22 protein-coding genes are annotated in these 21,209 nt (G+C 64.2%); 14 read left to right on the top strand and 8 right to left on the bottom strand.

Annotated elements, in window-relative coordinates:
* Positions 1-33: 33 nt before the first annotated feature.
* Positions 34-402 carry an SH3 domain-containing protein gene (locus P9272_RS31335; RefSeq protein ID WP_128257549.1) on the top strand — a complete coding sequence of 123 codons (369 nt, stop codon included), beginning with the start codon at positions 34-36 and terminating at the stop codon, positions 400-402.
* A 413-nt stretch (positions 403-815) separates the two neighbouring features.
* Entirely contained in the window at positions 816-1,241 is a 426-nt protein-coding gene (locus P9272_RS31330) for a MucR family transcriptional regulator (RefSeq protein ID WP_128257550.1), read from the top strand.
* An 84-nt stretch (positions 1,242-1,325) separates the two neighbouring features.
* Here P9272_RS31330 and P9272_RS31325 read toward each other — a convergent pair whose 3' ends face one another.
* Together P9272_RS31325 and P9272_RS31320 are read right to left on the bottom strand one after the other, a co-directional pair.
* Positions 1,326-1,754: a SufE family protein gene (locus P9272_RS31325; RefSeq protein ID WP_278163865.1), complete on the bottom strand. Its 429-nt coding sequence runs from the start codon at positions 1,752-1,754 to the stop codon at positions 1,326-1,328.
* Positions 1,755-1,865: 111 nt separating this feature from the next.
* Positions 1,866-2,255, bottom strand: coding sequence for a DUF5330 domain-containing protein (locus P9272_RS31320; RefSeq protein WP_128257552.1), 390 nt, complete (start codon positions 2,253-2,255; stop codon positions 1,866-1,868).
* Positions 2,256-2,807: 552 nt separating this feature from the next.
* Here P9272_RS31320 and P9272_RS31315 point away from each other — a divergent pair.
* The 3 genes from P9272_RS31315 (at position 2,808) to P9272_RS31305 (ending at position 5,729) form a co-directional block, all read left to right on the top strand.
* Positions 2,808-4,544 carry a PAS domain-containing sensor histidine kinase gene (locus P9272_RS31315; protein WP_278163863.1) on the top strand — a complete coding sequence of 579 codons (1,737 nt, stop codon included), beginning with the start codon at positions 2,808-2,810 and terminating at the stop codon, positions 4,542-4,544.
* A complete protein-coding gene (locus P9272_RS31310) occupies positions 4,519-5,310 on the top strand; it encodes a peptidoglycan-binding protein (RefSeq protein WP_128257554.1) in 792 nt (263 codons plus the stop codon). The genes P9272_RS31315 and P9272_RS31310 overlap by 26 nt, the downstream gene beginning before the upstream one ends.
* A gap of 71 nt (positions 5,311-5,381) precedes the next feature.
* Positions 5,382-5,729, top strand: coding sequence for a DUF1491 family protein (locus P9272_RS31305; RefSeq protein WP_278163859.1), 348 nt, complete (start codon positions 5,382-5,384; stop codon positions 5,727-5,729).
* A gap of 6 nt (positions 5,730-5,735) precedes the next feature.
* Here P9272_RS31305 and P9272_RS31300 read toward each other — a convergent pair whose 3' ends face one another.
* The 5 genes from P9272_RS31300 to P9272_RS31280 form a co-directional block, all read right to left on the bottom strand.
* Positions 5,736-6,743 (bottom strand): DUF2336 domain-containing protein, encoded by a 1,008-nt coding sequence (locus P9272_RS31300; protein WP_278163857.1) that lies wholly within the window; start codon positions 6,741-6,743, stop codon positions 5,736-5,738.
* A gap of 399 nt (positions 6,744-7,142) precedes the next feature.
* The gene (locus P9272_RS31295; protein WP_278163855.1) at positions 7,143-7,691 is read right to left on the bottom strand and encodes a DUF1254 domain-containing protein; all 549 of its coding nucleotides are present in this window, start codon (positions 7,689-7,691) and stop codon (positions 7,143-7,145) included.
* Positions 7,684-8,268: a DUF1214 domain-containing protein gene (locus P9272_RS31290; RefSeq protein ID WP_278163853.1), complete on the bottom strand. Its 585-nt coding sequence runs from the start codon at positions 8,266-8,268 to the stop codon at positions 7,684-7,686. The genes P9272_RS31295 and P9272_RS31290 overlap by 8 nt, the downstream gene beginning before the upstream one ends.
* 201 nt (positions 8,269-8,469) lie before the next feature.
* Complete coding sequence (locus P9272_RS31285; RefSeq protein WP_128257560.1) at positions 8,470-10,626, bottom strand: penicillin-binding protein 1A; 2,157 nt, start codon at positions 10,624-10,626, stop codon at positions 8,470-8,472.
* A gap of 215 nt (positions 10,627-10,841) precedes the next feature.
* Positions 10,842-11,480 (bottom strand): TetR/AcrR family transcriptional regulator, encoded by a 639-nt coding sequence (locus tag P9272_RS31280; protein ID WP_278163851.1) that lies wholly within the window; start codon positions 11,478-11,480, stop codon positions 10,842-10,844.
* A 111-nt stretch (positions 11,481-11,591) separates the two neighbouring features.
* On the opposite strand from P9272_RS31280, the gene P9272_RS31275 reads away from it, so the two are divergent.
* The 3 genes from P9272_RS31275 (at position 11,592) to P9272_RS31265 (ending at position 16,148) form a co-directional block, all read left to right on the top strand.
* Positions 11,592-14,003, top strand: coding sequence for an FAD-dependent oxidoreductase (locus P9272_RS31275; protein WP_278163849.1), 2,412 nt, complete (start codon positions 11,592-11,594; stop codon positions 14,001-14,003).
* A gap of 12 nt (positions 14,004-14,015) precedes the next feature.
* Positions 14,016-15,569 (top strand): trimethylamine methyltransferase family protein, encoded by a 1,554-nt coding sequence (locus tag P9272_RS31270; RefSeq protein WP_278163847.1) that lies wholly within the window; start codon positions 14,016-14,018, stop codon positions 15,567-15,569.
* Between the two features lie 138 nt (positions 15,570-15,707).
* Complete coding sequence (locus P9272_RS31265; RefSeq protein WP_278163844.1) at positions 15,708-16,148, top strand: DUF3168 domain-containing protein; 441 nt, start codon at positions 15,708-15,710, stop codon at positions 16,146-16,148.
* Between the two features lie 70 nt (positions 16,149-16,218).
* Here the strand turns inward: P9272_RS31265 and P9272_RS31260 are convergent, their stop codons facing one another.
* Positions 16,219-16,605 carry an ester cyclase gene (locus tag P9272_RS31260; protein WP_278163842.1) on the bottom strand — a complete coding sequence of 129 codons (387 nt, stop codon included), beginning with the start codon at positions 16,603-16,605 and terminating at the stop codon, positions 16,219-16,221.
* A gap of 205 nt (positions 16,606-16,810) precedes the next feature.
* On the opposite strand from P9272_RS31260, the gene P9272_RS31255 reads away from it, so the two are divergent.
* From P9272_RS31255 to ccmI, 6 genes are all read left to right on the top strand, one after another.
* The gene (locus tag P9272_RS31255; protein WP_278163840.1) at positions 16,811-17,110 is read left to right on the top strand and encodes a hypothetical protein; all 300 of its coding nucleotides are present in this window, start codon (positions 16,811-16,813) and stop codon (positions 17,108-17,110) included.
* A 64-nt stretch (positions 17,111-17,174) separates the two neighbouring features.
* Positions 17,175-17,840, top strand: coding sequence for a response regulator transcription factor (locus P9272_RS31250; RefSeq protein ID WP_040991360.1), 666 nt, complete (start codon positions 17,175-17,177; stop codon positions 17,838-17,840).
* A gap of 22 nt (positions 17,841-17,862) precedes the next feature.
* A complete protein-coding gene (locus tag P9272_RS31245; RefSeq protein ID WP_278163836.1) occupies positions 17,863-19,251 on the top strand; it encodes an ATP-binding protein in 1,389 nt (462 codons plus the stop codon).
* A complete protein-coding gene (locus P9272_RS31240; RefSeq protein ID WP_278163834.1) occupies positions 19,248-19,418 on the top strand; it encodes a hypothetical protein in 171 nt (56 codons plus the stop codon). The genes P9272_RS31245 and P9272_RS31240 overlap by 4 nt, the downstream gene beginning before the upstream one ends.
* Positions 19,415-19,852 (top strand): hypothetical protein, encoded by a 438-nt coding sequence (locus P9272_RS31235; protein ID WP_112125769.1) that lies wholly within the window; start codon positions 19,415-19,417, stop codon positions 19,850-19,852. The genes P9272_RS31240 and P9272_RS31235 overlap by 4 nt, the downstream gene beginning before the upstream one ends.
* Before the next feature lie 220 nt (positions 19,853-20,072).
* Positions 20,073-21,209 (top strand): c-type cytochrome biogenesis protein CcmI, encoded by a 1,137-nt coding sequence (gene ccmI, locus P9272_RS31230; protein WP_278163831.1) that lies wholly within the window; start codon positions 20,073-20,075, stop codon positions 21,207-21,209.

Here is a 21,209-nt window from a genome sequence, read left to right as displayed (position 1 = left end):
ATGGTCAACAGAAGCCAAGTTGAAGGGGGAAAGATGAAATCCTGTGTGGCTATCGCAATATCCGTCGCCGTCCTCGCGGCGAGTCTGGCTTTTTCCAGCCCGTCTCATGCAACCGTCTTTGCCGCCTGGCAAGTGGCGGGCGTCCCGTTCGGCGACACGCTCAACGCGCGAAAGCATCCCTCCAACGCATCGCAAAAACAGGCCGCCTACCCGAACAGCGCCGTGCTGCAGATGACCGGCCGCTGCACCGGCGGCGTAAATCTGCTCGACATTTCCCGGCAGCCGCAATGGAAGCAGCGTCAGGCGATCCGCTATCGCTGGTGCGAGGTGTGGCACGACCCGGCGCAGAATGGCCATTTCGTCACCGGCTGGGTCTACGGCAAATACATCGCGCCATATTGACGGATCGCGTCGCCTCGCCTGTCGGTCCGGCCGGCAAGGAGTTCCCTGCGGTTCGTTGCGCCACAGGATTCACGGTGCTGGCGCAACAGGCGCCCAAGCATTGGTCAAGCATCGCGAGCCACGTGGAGCGGCGATCGGATGTCTAACAGATGGATGACGCAACGTCACGGCATGCTGGTCTGGCCAGAAGAATCTCACGAAGTTACACACCGCACGAATTTTTGAAGCTCAAACGGCAATATTTGATGAATATCGGCCAATATAATTCAATATGCGAATTGACTTACTTGCAATGCGGCGCCATTAAGATGACCTGACGCGAATCGCAGGGCGTTCCTGAATGAAATTCGCGCGATGCCCGATTCTGAAAAATGGGCGCAGTTTTAGAAAACTCTCGTTGGGGCCTGAGCATTATGGAAATCGTCGAAACACCTTCGAAAAACGGTGATGCGCTAATCGAGCTGACCGCCGATGTCGTCGCCGCCTATGTCAGCAACAACCCGGTGCCTGTTGGGGAACTGCCCAACCTTATCGCCGACGTCCATGCCGCGTTGGGCCGCGTTGGCGGCTCGCCGGAGCAGCCGTCGGCCGAGAAGCAGAAGCCGGCCGTCAATCCCAAGCGCTCTGTCCATGACGACTACATTGTCTGTCTCGAGGACGGAAAGAAGTTCAAGTCGCTGAAGCGGCACCTGATGACCCACTACAATCTCACGCCGGAAGAATACCGCGAGAAGTGGGGCCTGGACCCCAACTATCCGATGGTCGCCCCCAATTACGCGGCTGCCCGCTCGCAGCTCGCCAAGAAGATGGGGCTTGGCCGCAAGCGCAAGGGCCGCTGATCGGCTTAGTTCTCAGGCAAAGTTCGACGGCGCCGCAAAGGCGCCGTTTTGCTTTTCTGGATAGCGAAGACGATATGAGCTGGATCAGGCGGTCTGCTTCAACGCTGCTTCCGCGTCGCGTTTGATGCGCTTGACCATCGAACGCAGGCCATTGGCGCGCTGCGGCGACAGATGCTCGTCAAGCCCGAGCTCCTTCAGCGTCGCTTCGGCGTCGGTTCTCTGGATCTCGCTTGCCCGCCGGCCCGAGAACAATGCCAGCATGATGGCGACGAGGCCGCGTACGATATGGGCGTCGGAATCGCCCTGGAAGCTGATCACCGGATCGGCGCCCGCTCCCTGCTCGGTGGTGAGCCACACTTGGCTCACGCAGCCGGGCACCTTGTTCGCGGCGGTGCGGTCTTCCTCGGGGAAAGGTGGCAGGTTCTCGCCAAGCTCGATCACGTAGCGATAGCGGTCCTCCCACTCGTCGAGGAGGGAAAAGTCGTCGCGGATCGTCTGGATCGACGTGGTCATGGCCCGCATATAGTGGCGCGGCGCGGCCGCGTCACGTAAAAAGAAAGACGCCGCGGGCGTCGAGAGGTCGGACGGGCCCGCGGCGTAGCCAAGTGGCGGCTGAAGATTGTCTCAGTTCTTGGAAGTCAACAGCACTGGTATGTTGACCTTGGCGGGCAGTACGATGTCCTCGGCGACGCTGCCGGTGGTCATCTTGGCCGTGTCCGCAACCTTCGTCTCGGCCGCGCCTGCCTGCTCTGATTTGTCGTCGATCATGGCGGCGGCGATCTTGGCCGTTTCCTGGGCCCGGACTGTAATGGTGTACATGGCCGATTTGCCGGTTTCGCAGACATCTGGCTTGCGCTCGCAGAGCCCTGCAATGTCGCCCACCGCCTCGCGCGCCGCAAATAGCGCCTGGATCGGCCCGACGCTCTGCTGGCCGTTCTCGCCCGGGCCGACGCCGAGCGGCAGCGCCAGCAGCACCAGCGAAAACCAGAAAGCCATCCTGATCAGAAAGCCCATCTTACTTGCCTCTCGTGCGGGATGGATCGGTATCCATCCGTGACGGATCATGCATCCATCGGCATGACCTCTTTTATGGGCACGATAATGGCACGGTCACGCAAAGGACGGCTTGCATCGAAGCCGCGAATTTTCCTAAAATTTTAGACAAATTCGAAAGGATTGGTTTTGAAGCGGACTTGTGTCGAATCTCATTGACGGCATTAACTTTACAATAACCATATATCGAATTGTAATTACTCGATTTTATTCCAGATAGAAATTAGCCACGTCAGGTTTAGGTCCGTTTTGGCACAGGCCTCGCGGCTAACGCGCCGTTTACCATGGCGCCAACTCGGCGCGCTTTGCGGCGCCGGCATCACAATATTTGCCCTGGGGCGGTCGCCCGCTTCGCCAGCCTTATCCATTCCTTAAACGCTGGATGCGAGTTTCAAGCCGATTGACGAGTCACCTGCCAGGCAGGGTTTTTTAAGACCGGGTACGCGTGCGTTGAGTTCTATTTCAGCCAGATACGTTCAATTGCCTGGCGCGGTTGCCGCCGGCTGCGAACGCTTGGTTCACCCCACCGTGACGGGTGAGGCGGACCGCCTGCGCCAGCGTCGCTTCATCGGCGTCATGCTCGCCGCGCCCTTCCTTGCCGCGGGTGCCGCGGTGACACTGGTGACTTCGAGCCTCGGCGCGGCCGTCACCATAGCCGCCATTTTTGCCGCTTTCGGCCTGTGCTGGTTCGCCGCGCTTCTGGTCGCCGCCACCGGCCACATGGCGCTCGCCGGCCGCATGGCGGTCGCCTTGGGCAGCCTTGCCCTTGCCGGCGCGATAGCGGCGGCCGGGGGACTGGCCTCGCCGGTCGCGCTGCTTGGCCTCGCATTGCCGGTCGAAACCTGGTGGGTCTCCGGGTCGCGGCGCGCCGCGCTGTCGGGCGTGCTGGCGGCGGTTGCCGCGATCGTTCTCCAGCCCTTTGCCGACCAGATCCTGCCGCTCGGCGAAATCGCCGCCTGGCACTGGCTGCTGCCGCTGGCCTGGGCGCTGACATTGTTGCCGCGCGCCGCCGCCTTCGCCAATCCTGCCGGCCTGCGGCCGGCGGAGCCCGCCGGCGATCGTCTCGAGGATGTGATCGACGCCGTCGTGCTGCGCGCCGGGCGCCAGGGCGAAGTGCTCGACGCATCCGCCAAGGCGCGTTCGGTGCTGAAATTGGCGCCGGAGCTCCTGCTCGGCACCGGCCTGTTCGACCGCGTTCATCTGTCCGACCGCGTCGCCTATCTCACTGCCTTGGCCGACATGCGCGAGGGAGCCCCGAAGCGCCGGCTTGAGCTGCGCATCCGCTTGCCGCGCGAGGGGTCCTCCGCGGCCGATAACTTCCGTCCGTTCAGTCTCGACTTGCTGCGCGGCGAAGCCGACCCCGAGGTCTTCATGCTGGTCCTGCGCGAGAACGACGATGTGGCGGCGCTGCGCGAGGAGCTTGCGGAAGCCAGGGAGGCCGCCGCGGCCGCCGAAGTGGCCAAGGGCCGCTTCCTGGCCGTGGTCAGCCACGAGCTGCGCACGCCTCTCAACGCCATCATCGGCTTTTCCGACATGCTGCTGCATGAGATGTTTGGCGCCTTCAACGATCCGCGCCAGAAGGAATATGTCGGCCTGGTCAGGGAGTCCGGCCAGCACCTTCTGTCCGTCGTCACCTCGATCCTCGACGTCTCGCGCATCGAGGCGGGCGCTTATGCGACCGAACTGGAGACGTTCCGTTTCGTCGAGGCCGTCGACATGTGCCGCTCGATGATGCGGCCGCTGGCCGACGCCAAGGGCATCGTTCTTGCCACCCAGATCGCGCCGGATGCCGGTGAGATCAATGCCGACCGCCGCGCGGTCCAGCAGATCCTGATCAATCTTGCTTCGAACGCCGTCAAGTTCACGCCCGATGGCGGCAGCGTGGTGATCGGCGCCAAGCGCGTCGGCTCGCGCCTGCATTTCTGGGTGAGCGACACCGGCATCGGCATTGCCGAGGAGGATATGGCCAATCTCGGCAAGCCGTTCATGCAGATCCAGAACGACTACACGCGCCGTTTCGAGGGAACCGGGCTCGGCCTGTCGCTGGTCAAGGGTCTGGTGGCGCTGCACGAGGGCACGATGTCGATCGAGAGCGCACCGGGTGAGGGCACCACGGTTACAATCGGCCTGCCGGTGAGCGGCCCGAAGCGGCGTGCCGGTGCGCCTTCCGGCGTGCTGGCCATGCCGGCGCCGAAGCCGAAGGGGGATAGAGATGGGGAGGGGAATGGCTCGCTCCGCAAAACGGCCTAAGGTCGTCGAACCCGAACGCGGCGTGCTTGCCGAAGGCGCGGTCGCGGTCGGCCAGTTGATCGCAAGCAACCCGGTCCTGGTCGGCGGCTCGACCGCCTTCCTGGTGACGCTGTTCTATGTCTCGGCCAATGCGCTCTGGTATCAGCCCTTTCCGCACACCAGCGCCTTCTTTGCCACCCGCAGCATCGAGAATTTCCCCCATACCGTCTCGGACGAGCCGGAGACCACCATAAACATCGTGCGCCAGCCGCCGGCACAGCCGGTGGCCAAGCCGGATCCGATCGTCCAGCAGGTGCAGGGCATCCTGAAGGACCTCAATTTCTATGACGGCACGGTCGATGGCCTCACCGGACCGGCAACGCGCAAGGCAATCCAGGCCTATCAGCTGAAAGTCGGGCTGCCGGGCTCGGGCGAGATCGACGGCGCGCTGCTCGACCAGCTTGGCACCCGCCAGACGACGGCGGCGATTCCCCACCCGGTGCCGCGGCCGGCCGACGGCGCCCCTAACCCTTCCGCCGCCAAGCCGCCGGTGATCCCGGTTTCCGCCCCGGCCGATGGCGCCACGCAATCGCCCGATGCCCGCATCGTCAAGATCCAGGCGGGCCTGAAAGCTTTCGGCAACAACGACATGCAGCTCGATGGCAAGGTCGGCGCCCGCACCAAGGCCGCGATCAAGGAATTTCAGGCCTTGTTCGGCCTCCCGGAGACCGGCGAGCCGGACGAAGCGGTGTACGTCAAGATGCGCGAGATCGGCCTGACGAACTGAGCGCGGCAACGATCGTTTCGGTTCCTTCATTCTTGCGGTAAGGAACCGCACATGTAATCCGGAACGATCCCATGCGCGTAACCACCGATCTGTGGGTCTCGGCCCTTGTACGCCGCGTCTTCGGCGCCGGCGGCTTTGCCGCGGTGGTCAAGCGCGGCGCGACCGAAGCAGGCACCGTCTTCGTGCTGTCGCGCGGGCGGATGGGAGAGGTCGCTCTTTATGGGCCGGCGCCGCAGACGAGCTACGATTCAGCCAAGCCGGATGAGCGCTTCTTCACCTTGCTTGGTGCTGGTGAGGACGGCTCGGCGTTGGATGCGCGGCTGGAGCGGGAGAAGAAATTCGATCCCGACATCTGGGTGGTCGAGATCGAGGCGGGAGCCGTTCCGGTTGAGGAGCTTCTTTCGGTGAAGGCCGAATAAACCATATCAGGAGGCCTTGAGACCGGAACTCGCGTCGACGCTGTTCGATGTGTCGCGTCGCTCCGTGCTGACCGTGTCGACCGCTTTGTCGCGGATGGCCCGTGACAGCGTCTCGGCCTTCCAGGCGCGGACCTTGTCCAGCGCCGCCTCGCGGTGCAGCAGCCGGTAGCGGTCGAGGAAAAGCCGGATCGCCCGCGGATGCGGAAACTCGCCGGGATAGACCGCGACCGCGATGAGAAAGGCCCTGTCCTCGCTGAGGTCCAGGGCGCGCAGTGCCGCAAGCAGTGCGGCATAACCCGACTGCCCGGTTACCGAGCGGGCCGTCGCGAAGTCGATCTCCAGCGCATCGGCAAGCGCGGTCTGGAAGAAGGCCGCGTTGCCGGTCAGCGCCGTCTCGCGCAGCCTCACATAGGCCGGCTGTCCGAGGAAGCTGTTGACATCGGCAGCGTCGCCGGCCGGACGCATCATCGACCGCAGGCGGCGCCGTGCGTTCTCCGCCCCTTCGCCGGACGCGGCACGGTCGGCGTCCTCCTTGGCCACGGGTTCCGGTTTCGGCGTGAGCTTCGTGACCGTTTCCGGCGGGCGCGTCTTGACCAGCGTCGGTCTTTCCAGCGCGCGGATCAGGTCGGCGATCGTGGGGTTGAGCTCCTTGCGGCGCGCGATGGCGCGCGCATGCGGCAGCCCGTGCCGGCCGATCAGCGCGATGAGGTCGACGTCGCTCAGCGCGTTGGAGCGGGTGAGCAGGGGGGCCGCGATCTCGACCGGCTCCTCGGCCAGTCGCCGCACCAATGCGGTCGGCGCATATTCGCATTCGGAGAGGGCGGCGGCGACATAGCGGCGCGACTCGACCGAGACCTCATCGAACAGCGGCAGCGTCAGGTCCTCGAGCTGGGCGATCTCGCGGCGCGACGGGCGCGTGAGCGAGCAGAAGGCCGACACCGCGGCGCGGAACAGCCTTTCGGCCTTTCCCGCTTCGGTCCGGATAGCGATTTGCCTGAAATCCGAAGATGACACGGTGGATACGCCCGACACTCGACACACGCCCGAACCGCGCAATCCGGCCGGGCCGGTTTCGCAACTTCAGGAAAAACAAACATCAAATTAGCCGCGATCCGTTAGCGCTCCGTTAACCCTCTACGCCCCTTAATCAACTTTGGAGGCGTTGCGTTGTGCTCCGGTCAAGCCGAGAGGAATGCGCGAACCATGGGCATGGTCCTGTCTTTTGTGCCGCGAACGGCACCTGTAAATAGAGCAAGTCACGACACCGCTAGGGCGGCGGCGGTCATCATTTTCCCCGGCGTCCGTTATGAATTGCATCCGCAGGCCGATGCGGGCCGGTCCGGCGACAGCGGTTCCGACAAACCGGGCTCCCCGCCACCCGCCAATCCGCATCACTGAACGGGCTGGTCTTTCTCAGTAGTCCTGCAAATCGCAGCTGCTCTGCTTGAGAAAGCGCGACACGATCGGCTTCCAGCTCTCGTCCGGCACGAAGGCGCGGACGACGAAGATGCCTTCCTCTATCGGCGCCTCGACAAAGATCGCGCCTTGCAGATCCTGCGGAAGGTCGCGCCGCACGTCGATCATCTGCGCCGGCGTCAGCACCACCGTATCGAGCTTCTCGCCATTGGCGTTGTGGTCGTTGAAGGAATAGATGTTGTGGCCACCGCGGTCATAGACCGAGGCCGACCAGAACGGCACGTCGCCCGGCGCCTTGATCCGCACAATGCCGTCGGCAAGGTCGAAGCGGCAGGCGGCGGCATAAAACAGCGGATCGACCGATTTCACCACCGGCGCGCCGCCGGCTTCGGCGTCAAGCCGCGTCATCTTGTAGAGGTCGGATGCCATCGCCAGCCGCGACCAGGCACCGCGTTCAGAAAATTCCGGCACCAGGAACAGCACAACGATATGCACGATGCCGGCGCCGAGCAGGCCGAGGATGAGGGCATGCAGCAGCCTACGCATTGCAGCCCGCCTTCAATATGCGCGGCAGCGTCACGTCGGAGAGGCCGGTGCTCGAGGCGATCGGCGTGTCGTAGAAGGTCAGCACGAAATACATCTTGCCGGATCCGCCGGTGAGCAGCCAGTTGCCGGGGGCCGGGCGATTGCCGACCGAAATGACGACGGAATTGTCGGGCCGGCGCAGCACTTCGTAGGATTGCAGGGCCGCCTGCCTCTGCTTGCCGGTGTCGATCACGCCAAGCGATTGGTCGGCGGCGTAGAGCGTCCAGAAGCGGGCTGTGGGATAACCGCCTTCGATCGTGTAGGCGCATTCGCGTTTCAGCGGCTGGCCGGCGTCGTCGCGCTCGGCGACGAAGGCCAGCCCCTCGGCCCGGCCGAGCGCCAGCACGCCCTCGCGCGCCACGCGCGCCTTGGAATAGGGGTCTGCGGCTAAAGTCCCGAGTTCGGGGAAGGCCGTCCATGGGCCGATGCGGATCGCCCCGACGCCATCCTGCGCGTTGAGCGCATACCAGACGCTGTAGCCGCCAAGCCCGATGGCTATTGCAAGCGAAAGCAGCGTCAGGATGGCGTTCTTGAGCATGAGAGCCGCAAACAGAGGAGGTTGCCCGGGATATCGCGGCGTGGGGTGCCGTGGCAAGCCGGCTTCACGCGATGTGCCGCTAGATCAGGACGACGTTTCAGCGAAACGTCGTCCTGATCTATTTTCTTGTTGGAGCATGATCTTATCCGAAAACCGGTTCCCACTTTTCGCTATCGCGGTCCTTCGGTTCGGGACCATGTTCTAAAGCGCCGAAAGCGTTTCCGGCAGGGCCGGCGCATCGAGCACGGGCGCGGCCTGGAACGCCTTGGTCATGTCCCTCAGCGTCTGGGTGGTGCGGCTGGAAAGCACCGGCGGGCGTTCGGCCTCGGGCTCTGCCGCCGCGGCATCGGCTTCCTTCTTCGCCGCTGCCTCTGCCTTGGCCGCGACCTCCGGGTCGACGAACGGATGGTCGAGACCGGGGATAGGCTTCAGGTCGATGTTCTGGTGCGCATAGACCATCAGGCGCTGCCACACCATCGCCGGCAGCGACCCGCCGGTCATCTTGTTGGTTGCGGTGAAGTCGTCATTGCCCAGCCAGACGGCCGCCGTGTAATTGCCGGTGAAGCCGACGAACCAGGCATCGCGGTAGGACTGCGTGGTGCCGGTCTTGCCGGCGACGACGATGTTCGGGAGCTGGGCGCGCCGTGCCGTCCCGATGACCGGCACCGCCGCCAGCATGGTGTTCATGTATTTCAGAGCCTTTTCCGACAGCACGCGGTGTGGCGGCGGCGCGTCCTTGGCCCAGTCATAGACCACCTCGCCGGTGCGGGTCACGAGCTGGGTGATGCCGTGACGCGAGCCGACGAAACCGTTCTGGGCAAAGACGCTGTAGCCGGTCGCCTGGTCCATCACCGTCATGCCGGATGTGCCGAGCACCATGGTCTTGTGCGATTCCAGCGGCGATTCGACACCCATCGATTCCGCCATCGCCTTGATCGGAGCGATGCCGAGGTAGTCCTTGGCGAGCCGCACAGGCACCGTGTTGATCGACTTGGCGATCGCCGTGAGCAGCGTCACGTTGCCGGCCGATCCGCCGCTGTAATTGTGCGGCGACCAGTTGCCCCAGCTGATGGCGCCGCCCGAAACCACCGAATCCGGCGTGAAGCCATGCTCCATCGCGGTGGCATAGACATAGGGCTTGAAAGATGAGCCGGTCTGACGCAACGCCTTGGTGGCGCGGTTGAACTGGCTTGCGCCGTAGTCGCGGCCGCCGACGATGGCGCGCACTGCGCCATTGGTCTCGATCACCACCACCGCGCCTTCGGTGACGTTGTATTCCTTGCCGAACTGCCTCAGATGGAACTCGACCGACTCCTCGGCCGCCTTCTGAATGTTGGCGTCGAAGGTCGTGTGGGCGACCAGCGAATGCTGGCCGGGCTTGGCGATCTTCTTGACCTCGTCGAAGGCCCAGTCGAGGAAGTAGTCCGGGCTCTTCTGCTCGCCGCGGTCGACGACGTCGGCCGGATGCAGCCGCGCCTGCAGCACCTGGCCTTCGGTCATGAAGCCGGCGTCGACGAGGTTGGACAGCACCACATTGGCACGGGCGCGCGCCGCCGGCAGGTTGATGTGCGGGGCGTATTTGGTCGGCGCCTTGAACAGGCCGGCCAGCATTGCCGCCTCGGCAAGGCTCAGATCCTTGACGCTCTTGCCGAAATAGAAATCCGCCGCCGCCTCGATGCCGAACGTGCCGCCGCCCATATAGGCGCGATCCAGATAGAGCTGCAGGATCTCCTTCTTGGAGAGGTTCGCTTCCAGCCACAGCGACAGGAAGGCTTCCTTGATCTTGCGCTCGAGGGTGCGCTCGTTGGACAGGAACAGGTTCTTGGCGAGCTGCTGCGTGATGCTGGAGCCGCCCTGGACCACCGAATTGGCGCGCATATTCTCGAAGAGCGCGCGCGACAGGCCCAGCACATCGATGCCGTAATGGTCGAAGAAACGCCGGTCCTCGGTCGCCAGCACTGCCTTGATGACGATGTCCGGCATCTCGTCGACCGGCACGGAATCGCGCTGGATGATGCCGCGCTGGCCGATCTCGTTGCCGTAGCGGTCGAGGAAGGTGACAGCGAAGTCGCCCTGGTTGCGCCAGTCGCCGGTGGTGATGTCGAAGGCGGGCATGGCGAGCGCAAGAAGCACCACGAAGCCGCCGGCGCCCATGGTGAAGCCCTCGCTCAGCACCTCGATGATGGCGCGGCGCCAGCCATGCACACGGAACCGGCGGGAAAAGATAGTCGCCGCTTCCCAGAATTCGCGTGCCTTGAAACCGATCTCGTAGAGCGAAGTATCGAGCCACGCGTCCACGGCGAGCAGCGCCGAAGCGATCCGGCCTCTTCTCCTGCGTGGTTTAGAGGGATTGTCCATTCCAGAATTCCACCCCGGCACTTCCGCCCGAAACAGCCGTGGCAGTTCCGGGGCGCCCCCCTGCCAGACTAATCAACCATTTTAGCACCACTCACAAGGGCAGCGAAGCCACACCCAGGCATTGTTGAACGCCATGGTTGATCGCGCCCGGAGCATTCAAGGAAAAGTGTGTAGCGGTTTTCCGTCCGGAATTGCGTAAAGCAGACATTGCGATATCACCGCGCCGCGATGAAGCGCATGAAATGCGCCACATCCGCCTCGCTCGGCTCCAGTCCGGTGAAGGAGCGCAGATAGGCGGCGAGATGGCTGACGCGCGCCTCGACCGGTTCCTTGAGGTCGAGCACGTAGTAGCCGATCTGCATGTAGTAAAGGACGCGGGCGCGGATGAAGGCGTCTTCGCTCTCATAGCCGTGCCGGCGGTACATGTCGCGAATGGCAAGCAGTCGCTCCTCATCGGCCTTGTCGATCATGCGCCGCACGTCGTCCGAGCGCCTTGCCCATTCGCGGACGGCGAAATCGAGCCTGGGATCGAACAGGCGCTCGTCGGCCCAGCATTCGAACACGTTCATGACACCCATGATGATGGTGTCGGCCGGCCGGCGCGCCCGATCGACGATCGCCGTGGTGTTTGTCTCGTGCCAATGCTTGAGGAGTTGGTCGAGCAGATCCTGCCGGCTTTCGAAATACCAGTAGAAGCTCGAACGCGAGACGCCGAGCTTCTGTCCCAGCGTCAGCACGCGCACGCTCTCGATACCGTCGGAAATCAGCGTCTGCAGCGCGAGATTGATCCAGTCCGCGCGGGTCACTTTGATATTGCCGAGCGTCGGCTCGTCCTGCGGGGCGGTTATGGTCATGAACCAACAAGTGGCACGGCGCGGAGCAGCGTGCAAGCTCTAGACAGAAGTGTCTAGACACATGTGTACGGGACGTATATCTTGAGAGCCTCCAACGAGAGGGAGAGGCTCGTGAAGTCGCATTACCGGGCGGTGGTCATCGGGGGAGGCGTGGTCGGCGCCTCGGTGCTCTATCACTTGACGCGTTTTGGCTGGAGCGATGTGGCGCTGATCGAGCGCGCCGAGCTGACGGCGGGCTCGACCTGGCATGCGGCGGCCGGGTTCCACGCGCTCAACGCCGATCCCAATGTCGCGGCGCTGCAGGACTACACGATCAAGCTCTACCGGGAGATCGAGGCCGAATCCGGCCAGAATGCCGGCCTGCACATGACCGGCGGCGTCAACATGGCGAGCGATCCGCAGCGCTGGGAGTGGCTGAAGTCGGCCTGGGCGGTGTTCCAGTCCGTCGGTATCGAGACGGCCCGCCTGGTGACGCCTGACGAGATCAAGGAGATCTGCCCGATCGTCGATGTCAGCGGCGTGCTGGGCGGTCTCTATGATTCCAACGAAGGCCATCTCGACCCTTATGGCACCACGCATGCCTATGCCGGCGCCGCCAGAAAGCGTGGCGCGGATGTCATCCTGCGCAACCGCGTCGTCGAGTTGAAGCAACGCGCCGACGGCGGCTGGGACGTCGTCACCGAGAAGGGCACGATCGTCGCCGAGCATATCGTCAATGCCGGCGGCCTCTGGGCCAAGCAGGTCGGGCTGATGGCCGGCGTCGACCTGCCGGTGACGCCGATGGAGCACCATTATCTCGTTACCGAGGACATTCCGGAGGTCGCTGCCCTCGACAAGGAGCTTGGCCTTGCCGTCGATCTCGACGGCTTCTCCTATCTTCGCCAGGAGCGCAGGGGCGTGCTGCTCGGCGTCTATGAGCAGAACCCGAAACACTGGAACATGGACGGCGCGCCCTGGGATTACGGCATTCAGCTGATCCCCGAGGATATCGATCGCATCAGCCCCGAGCTTGCCAAGGCCTATGAACGCTTTCCCTGCCTGGCCAAGGCCGGCATCCGCAAATGGGTGAACGGCGCCTTCACCTTCACGCCCGACGGCAATCCGCTGGTCGGCCCGCTGCGGGGCTTGAAGAACTACTGGGTCGCCTGCGGTGTGATGGCCGGCTTCAGCCAGGGCGGCGGCGTCGGCAAGTCGCTGGCCGAATGGATGATCCATGGCGAGCCGGAAGCCGACATCTTCGGCATGGACATCGCCCGCTATGGCGCCTTCGCCGCCAACCGCGAGTATCTCAGGCAAACGACGCGCCAGTTCTATGCCCGCCGCTTCGTCATGACCTTCCCCAACGAGCGCCTGCCTGCCGGCCGGCCCTTGAAGCGGCCCGGCGCCTACGACGGAATGAGCGCCGCCGGCGCCGAATGGACGGCGTCGTGGGGCTTGGAGATACCGGCCTATTTTGCGCCGATGGGATTCCGTGAGGAGACGACGCTGAAGCGCTCCAACGCCTTCGACATCGTCGGCGACGAGGTGCTGCAGGTTCGCCGCGCCGCCGGCCTCGTCGATACCACGGCCTTCTCGCGCTATGCCGTATCCGGCCCGGGCGCCGAGGCCTGGCTCGACAAGCTGCTCGCCTGCCGGCTGCCGAAGCCCTGCCGCGCCAAGCTGGCGCCGATGCTTGGGCCCAACGGCAGGCTGAAGGGCGATCTCACCGTGCTCAACTGGGGCGGCGGCGAACACTGGATCATGGGTTCCTATTACCTGCGTGAATTTCATATGCGCTGGTTCGAGGTGCATCTGACGGATGGCGTTAAGGTCACCGACATTTCCGATGCCACATCCGGTTTCCTGGTCACTGGACCGAACGCACGAAAAATTCTCGAACGCACCACGCATCAGGACGTTTCCGCCGAAGCGATGCCCTTCATGGCTTGCGGCGTGTTCGACATCGGCATGGTGCGTGCCTGGGTGGCACGGCTGTCCATCGCCGGCGAGCTCGGCTTCGAGATCAATTGCGCGGCCACCCTGCATTCGACGCTGCGCGAGACGCTGCTTGCCGCCGGCGAAGACCTCGGCCTTGCCGAGATCGGCTATTACGCGCTGAATTCGCTCAGGCTCGAAAAGAGTTTCGGCATCTGGTCGCGCGAATTCACGCAAGGCTACACACCCGGCCAGACCGGCCTCGACCGCTTCATCGCTTTCGACAAGGGCGAATTCATCGGCCGCGACGCGGCGCTGAAAGAGCGCGAGGCCGGTGTCTCGCGGCGCATCGTGACGCTGGAGGTGGATGCCGTGGACGCCGATGCCAGCGGCTTCGAACCGGTCTGGCATCAAGGCCGCCGCGTCGGCTTCGTGACCTCCGGCGGCTACGGCTACTCGATCGGCAAGAGCGTCGCCCTGGCGTTGCTCGATGACGATTTCACCGGGGAGGGCACCGAGCTTTCCGTCCACATTGTCGGGGTCGAACGGCCGGCGCGCGTCGTCGCGGCCTCGCCCTACGACCCTGAAGGCAAGGCGATGCGGCAATGAGGAGGAACCGCCATGATTGACGAGGCCGCACGTGATCTCAGGCGCGAGCGCCGCCGGGGACGCACCGGCGAGGCGGGTAGCGAGTCGAGCCGGCACCCGAACTACCGGTCGCTGAAGAATCCCTTCCTGCCGCAGCCGATCTTTTCCGACGACCAGGTCGCCGCCATCCACGCTACCGCCCTTCGCGTGCTGGAGGAGCTCGGCATCAAGGTGCTGCTGCCCGAGGCCCGCGCGGTCTACGCCAAGGCCGGCGCCTTGGTCGACGAAGACGGCCAGATGGTCAGGATCGGCCGAGACATGGTCGAGGCAGCACTTGCCTCGGTGCCGCGCTCCATTCCGGCACTTGGCGGCCACCGCTCGCGCGACCTGACGCTCGAACTCGGCTCGATGGCCTTTCTGGCCGGCTCCGGCGCCCCCAATGTCACCGATCTCGAGCGCGGCCGCCGGCCGGGCACGCTCGCCGCCTTCGAGGAGTTCGTCAAGCTGATCCAGCATTTCGACGTGCTGCACATGCTTGGCCCCTGCGTCGAGCCGCAGGACATCGACAACCGCTTCCGTCACTATGCGGTCAACCGGGCGCAACTGACGCTGTCGGATAAGTTTCCCTTCATCTTCGCGCGCGGCACGCCGCAGGTAGAGGACGGTTTCGAGATGATCCGCCTCGCGCGCGGCCTTTCACAGGACGAGTTCCGCGCCGGCGCTCATTGCTACACCGTCATCAACACCAACTCGCCGCGCCAGTTGGATATCCCGATGGCGCAAGGCATCATCGACTTCGCCAAGGCCGGCCAGGTCCTGGTCATCACGCCCTTCTGCCTGGCCGGCGCGATGGCGCCGATCACAGTTGCCGGCGCGCTGACCTTGCAGCATGCCGAGGCGCTGGCGGGCCTGACGCTCGCCCAGATCGTGCGGCCCGGCGCGCCGGTGGTCTATGGCTCCTTCTCATCCAATGTCGATATGAAGTCGGGCGCCCCGGCCTTCGGCACGCCGGAACATATCAAGGCGACGCTTGGCGCGGGGCAACTCGCCCGCTACACCGGCCTGCCATGGCGCTCCGGCGGCGGCAGCGCCGCCAATATCTCCGACGCGCAGGCCGCACACGAGACGCAGTTCGCGCTATGGGGCTCGGTGCTGGCCGGCGCCACCATGTGCATCCACGCCGCCGGTTGGCTGGAAGGCGGCCTCAGCGTCTCCCTGGAAAAGCTGATCACCGACGTCGAGGCGCTGCAGACGGTCGCGGAGCTTTGCGCCACCACGCCTGGCGACGAGGATGCCATCGGCTTCGAGGCCATCGCCGAGGTGCAGCCCGGCGGACATTTCTTCTCGGCGGCCCACACCATGACGCGCTACCGCACCGCCTTCTATGAGCCGCTGGTCGCCGATTGGTCGAATTTCGGCAACTGGACGCAATCCGGTTCGAAGACGGCGACCGAGCGCGCCACCGGCATCTGGAAGCGCATTCTTTCCGACTTCCAGCCACCGGCCTCCGTTGCGGCCACGACGGGCGTGCTCGACGAGTTCATTGCTCGGCGCACCGAAGAAGGCGGCGCCGCGCCGGTCTCCTGATTTGACGAAAACGTAATAAATTCGAGACCTTCCCCATTCACGTTATAGTCAAACCGATTCGCGATCTGGCATCGGATCGCGAGCGCGGCTACGTTGCCGGGCAGCGTGAGGAGATAATGTATTGGCGATGGACGGTAGATGACGGCGCCTGGCAATTTGATGCAGGCCTTGTTCCTGAGGCTGAAGACCGATGCGTCGCTGTCGGCGCTGCTTGGCGGCGCCGGCCTGCTCGAGCAGGCGAGCGACAAAGCGGCCTTTCCGAACGTGACTTACGGCCGCACCAGCGCCTTCGACCTCGAGACCGGCGCCGACAATGACAACGACCAACTGGTCACCTTGCATATCTGGTCGAAAGCCCAGGGCGAGGCCGAGACACGCCGTATCATGGACAGCATCAGGGCGCGGCTCGATGGCGCGGCATTCTCGATCGGTTCGCGCGGCCAGACGCGCCTGTCGCTGGAATTCGCCGAGGCCCGCTATGACGAGGATCTGGCCGTTCATCATGGATTGCTGCGCTTCCGCGCGCTGACGCAGGAAGCTGCCTCACAGACTGCGCCGACGCATGTCGCCCAGGAGTAAACTGGCTCCGGAATATACATCAAAACAACGGCTTAAGCGCGCCGTTTGAATCTGTTTCGCGCGAAGTGCTCTACAGCTGCGCCTGGATGGCGGCCTTGTCGATGACCGACCAGACCTCGCGAATCCGCCCGTCATGAAACTCGTAAAAGACGTTCTCGGCAAAGGAAACGCGCTTGCCGTGGACGGGCAGGCCGAACAGCACGCCCTTGGGCCGGCAGTCGAAATGGAGACGCGCCGCCACGCGCGGCGGCTCCGAGATCAGAAGCTCGATGTTGAAGCGCAGGTCGGGAATGGCCTCGAAATCGCCTTCCAGCATGCGGCGGTAACCCGAAAGCCCAATCGTTTCGCCATTATACTGGACCTCCTCGCCGACGAAGCGGCCGAGATTGTCCCAACCCTGCTCGTTCAGGCAGGCGATGTAGCCCCGATAGAGACCAGCAATATCCTCGCGCGTCATCGCTTCCTCCATGGCCGTCCGGCGTTTCTACACTAGCTAGCGCAGTGCGCGGTGAAGGCAGGCCAAAAAGCGTAGCGGATCAAGTGCTTTTCCGGCTATGAATTGAGCCTTGGCGCCGCCACGCGCGCAGGGGGAATGGCGGGCATGATTTTCGATCGTTCACCGTTCATTTCACGTTCAGCCCATATGCGTTAGAACCGTGATCATGAAAAACCTTGGCTCGCATCTCCGCAAAGCAGTGCTGGCGCTTGCCGCGGCCGGGCTTCTTGCGTCGCAGGCGATCGCCCTGCCGATCATTGAGCCGTCGGCCGATCAGCCGGTGGTGCTCGCCGCCAGCGACTGCTACGCCATAGGCCAGCAGGTCGCCGCGCAAAACGGAGGGACGCTGGCCAAGGCATCTCAGGCGACGCGGGGCGGCCAGCAGGTCTGCGTCATCGTCGTGCTTGTCCCCGGCAAGGACGGCCAGCGGCCGCGGCGCTCGGAAATCGTTGTGCCGATGGGCTGACCTCACTCGTTTCCCAGGCCAGCGGAATCGGCCTATACGTTTACCCAGCAACAGGCTTCAATCCATGCGCGTGCTCGTCGTCGAGGATGACAAGGATCTCAACCGGCAACTGGCAGAGGCGCTGGTCGATGCCGGCTATGTTGTCGACCGGGCCTATGACGGCGAGGAGGGGCATTTCCTCGGCGACACCGAGCCTTACGATGCCGTGGTCCTCGACATCGGCCTGCCGCAGATGGACGGCATCAGCGTCGTGGAGCGCTGGCGTCGCGGCGGGCGCAAGATGCCGGTGCTTATCCTGACAGCGCGCGACCGCTGGAGCGACAAGGTGGCCGGCATCGACGCCGGCGCCGACGATTATGTCACCAAGCCTTTCCACATCGAGGAGGTGCTGGCGCGGGTGCGGGCCCTGATCCGCCGCGCGGCCGGTCATGCATCATCGGAGCTCACCTGCGGGCCGCTGCGCCTGGACACCAAGGCGTCCAAGGCCGATGTCAATGGCGTGCCGCTGAAGCTAACCTCGCATGAGTTCCGGCTGCTCGCCTATCTGATGCATCATATGGGGGAGGTGGTGTCGCGCACGGAGCTGGTCGAGCATCTCTACGACCAGGACTTCGACCGCGATTCCAACACCATCGAGGTGTTTGTCGGCAGGCTTCGCAAGAAGATGGGCATCGATATGATCGAAACCGTGCGTGGCATGGGCTATCGCATGCGAGAGCCGGAGGCGTGACGCGGAACCGCTGAAGCCAGCGATGGGAACGTGGATTTCAAGGCTGCGGCTGTGGCCGCGCTCGCTGACCTTCCGCGTCATCGCTTTCTCGACCATCTGGGCGATCCTGACGCTGGTCGTCATCTTCACCCTCATCACCACGCTTTACCGCCAGGCCAGCGAGCGCGGTTTCGAAAGCCTGCTTTCGGCGCATCTGTTCAACCTGATCGGCTCTGTCGGCATTTCCGACAATGGCGCGCTGACCGGCTCGCCGGATCTTGGCGATTTGCGCTTTTCCGAGCCGAATTCCGGCTGGTATTGGTCGGTGGAGCCGGCCTCCGAAGGCGTGCATGGCGAAATCCATTCCTCCTCGATGACGACGTCGCTCCTCTCGCCAAGCGTCGCGGAAGTGCCCTTCAACGCGAACTTCCAGCGTAGCTACTCGATGGAAGGCATAAAGGGCGAGCAGCTCGAAGTGTTCGAGAGCGAGTTCGTTCTGGACGCCAAGAACCGTGCCGCCCGCTTCCGCGTCATGGGCAATCACAGCGAGCTCGAGCAGGAGATCGCCAGCTTCCAGCGCCGCCTGCTCACCTATCTCTCGCTGTTCGGCGTCGGCATGATCGCCATCAACGCCATCGCCATCCTGTTGGGTCTCCAGCCTTTGCGCAGGGTCCGCAACGCGCTCGCCATGGTGCGCGAAGGCGCGGCGCAAAGGCTCGACGGCAGCTTCCCTGCCGAGATTGAGCCGCTGGCCAACGAGACCAACGCGCTGATCGAGAACAACCGGCGCATCGTCGAGCGCTCGCGTACCCAGGTCGGCAACCTCGCCCATTCGCTGAAGACGCCTTTAGCCGTGCTGATCAACGAGGGCCGCGCGCTCGGCGGCGCCAAGGGCCAGCTGATCGCCGACCAGGCGGCTTCCATGCAGAAGCAGGTCGATCATTACCTGCAGCGCGCGCGCGTCGCCGCGCAGCGTGACAGCGTCGTCTTCCGCACGCCGGTCTCGCCGCTGGTCGAGCGTATGGTGCGCGTGCTGCGGAAACTCAACCCGCAAACGCGGCTGACGCTGTCGCTGCCGTCGGCGGAGATTGTCTTTGCGGGCGAGCGCGAGGACCTCGAGGAACTGCTGGGCAATCTGCTCGACAACGCGATGAAATGGGCCAAGAGCGCCGTCGCTGTGACGATCGCCACTATTTCGGGAAGCGGCAACCTGTTTGAAATCGTTATAGAGGATGACGGCCCGGGCATTCCCGAGGACAGCGCGCGAGAGGTCTTGAAGCGTGGCAAGAGACTGGACGAGACGAAGCCGGGAACCGGGCTTGGCCTTGCCATTGTCGCCGACCTCGTCAACGAGTATGGAGGCTCGCTGGCGCTGGAACGGTCCGGCTTGGGCGGCTTGAGGGCGGTGGTGAGATTGCGGAGCCTTCAATGATATTTGTTGTCGATTTGCGAGCAGTGGGTGACGGCCAAATTTCCGACAAATATCAACACTATGGCCGGGCTGCTTCCCTGATGGCGCGGCCGCCTATCCATCTCTGTCAAGAAGTCCATTTCGCTCAAGAAGCTCATCCCGCTCAAGAGAACCGGTTGTTGGCATGAAGATCCGCGTCGCGCTCGTTTCCGCCCTGCTCGCCGTTTCCGGCTGCACGACACTCAGCAGGGGCGGTCCAACCTCTCCGGTCACGCCTGTTTCGACGCCGCCCTCCGGCGGCAAGGTGTCGACCAGCATCGTCTCGGCGATGAATGGCGGGCTTATCGGCGGATCGATCGGCTCGGGCCTGAGCGATGCCGAAAAGCGCAAGGGGCTGGAGGCGGAGTACAAGGCGCTGGAGTACAACACCAGCGGCCAGAAGGTGACATGGAAGGGCGACAACGCCTCCCATTATGGCGAGGTGGTCGCGGCTCAGCCTTATCGGGTCGGCTCCCAGGATTGCCGCCAGTACACTCACACCGTCTTCACCGGCGGCGCGGGCGTCACCGCGCGCGGCACCGCCTGCCGCAACGCCGACGGCAGCTGGACGCCGCTGACCTAGCGCATTCCAGGAAAAGTGTGAGTGGTTTTCCGTCCGGAATTGCGCCAAAACAAGGCGGTAAGCGCTATTTCCGCGAAGCTGAAGCACGCCGGAAGGATACCGGGCCAGCCCATTATTCGGTCTGGTTGACGTCGATCAAGGTGAGGCGGTTGATCCCCCGTCAAAGCGTCGCAGTATGCTTATGTTGGCAGGGCAAGGCTCTGCCTTTATTGGAAGAGCCATGCTGTTTTGGGTCATAGCCGCAATCCTCACGCTGGGCGCCAGCCTGGCGGTGCTTTTGCCGCTTACCGGCGGCGTGAAAGGCGCGTCGCCAGCCGGCGATCATGACCTGGAAGTCTATCGCGACCAGCTTTCCGAGCTCGATCGCGACGTGGCGCGCGGCCTGATCCAGCCGGGCGAGGCCGAGGAGGCGCGCGCCGAGATCGGCCGCCGCATCCTGCGTCTCGGTGCGGCCGACCGGCCGGGCTCCGCCAATCCAGGCTCCTCCCGCGGCATCAAATTGGTCGCCAGCTTGGCCGTGCTTGCTGTTCCGCTGCTGAGCTGGGGGCTATATGGCATGCTCGGCTCTCCCGAGCTGCCTTCACAGCCTCTGGCCGAGCGTCTCGCCAAGAATCCCGCCGATTCCTCGGTCGACGAGCTGGTCGCACGCGCCGAAGCGCATCTTGCCGCCAATCCGTCGGACGGCAAGGGCTGGGACGTGCTGGCGCCGATCTATCTTCGCCTGCAGCGCTTTCCCGACGCGATTAGCGCCTACCGCAACGCCATCCGCCTCGACGGCGACAGCGCCGTGCGCCAGTCGGGCCTCGGCGAGGCGATCGCAAGTGCTGCCGGCGGCATCGTTTCGGCGGACGCTCAAAAGGCCTTCGAAGCGGCCCTGAAGCTCGATCCGGCCAACGCCAAGGCGAATTTCTACTTGGGCGTAGGCCTTGCCCAGGAAGGCAGGAAGGACGAGGCTGTCGCCGCTTGGCAAAAGATGCTCGGGCAGCTTCCGCCGGATTCGCCCTGGCGCAGCGCAATCCAGCAGGCGCTTGCCGAGGCTGGCCAGCCGGCGGTCAGTGCGGCCGCGCCGGCAAGCGGGCCGGATGCCCAGCAGATGGAAGCCGCGCAGCAGATGTCGCCGCAGGACCGGCAGGCGATGATCGAAACCATGGTCGCGGGCCTAGCCGACAAATTGAAGCAGAATCCCCGTGACGAGGAAGGATGGATGCGCCTCATTCGTTCCTATGCCGTGCTCGGCAAGCCCGATCAGGCGCGCGAGGCGCTCGGCCGCGCTGTCGCCGCCTTCGGCGCCGACAGCGAGCAGGCCAAGAAGTTCACCGCCTTCGCCGCTTCCCTCGGCGTGACGGCGACGGAGTAA

It is taken from the genome of Mesorhizobium sp. WSM4976 (assembly GCF_029625685.1).
GTDB lineage: Bacteria > Pseudomonadota > Alphaproteobacteria > Rhizobiales > Rhizobiaceae > Mesorhizobium.
This window is presented reverse-complemented; position numbering and strand designations above follow the sequence as displayed.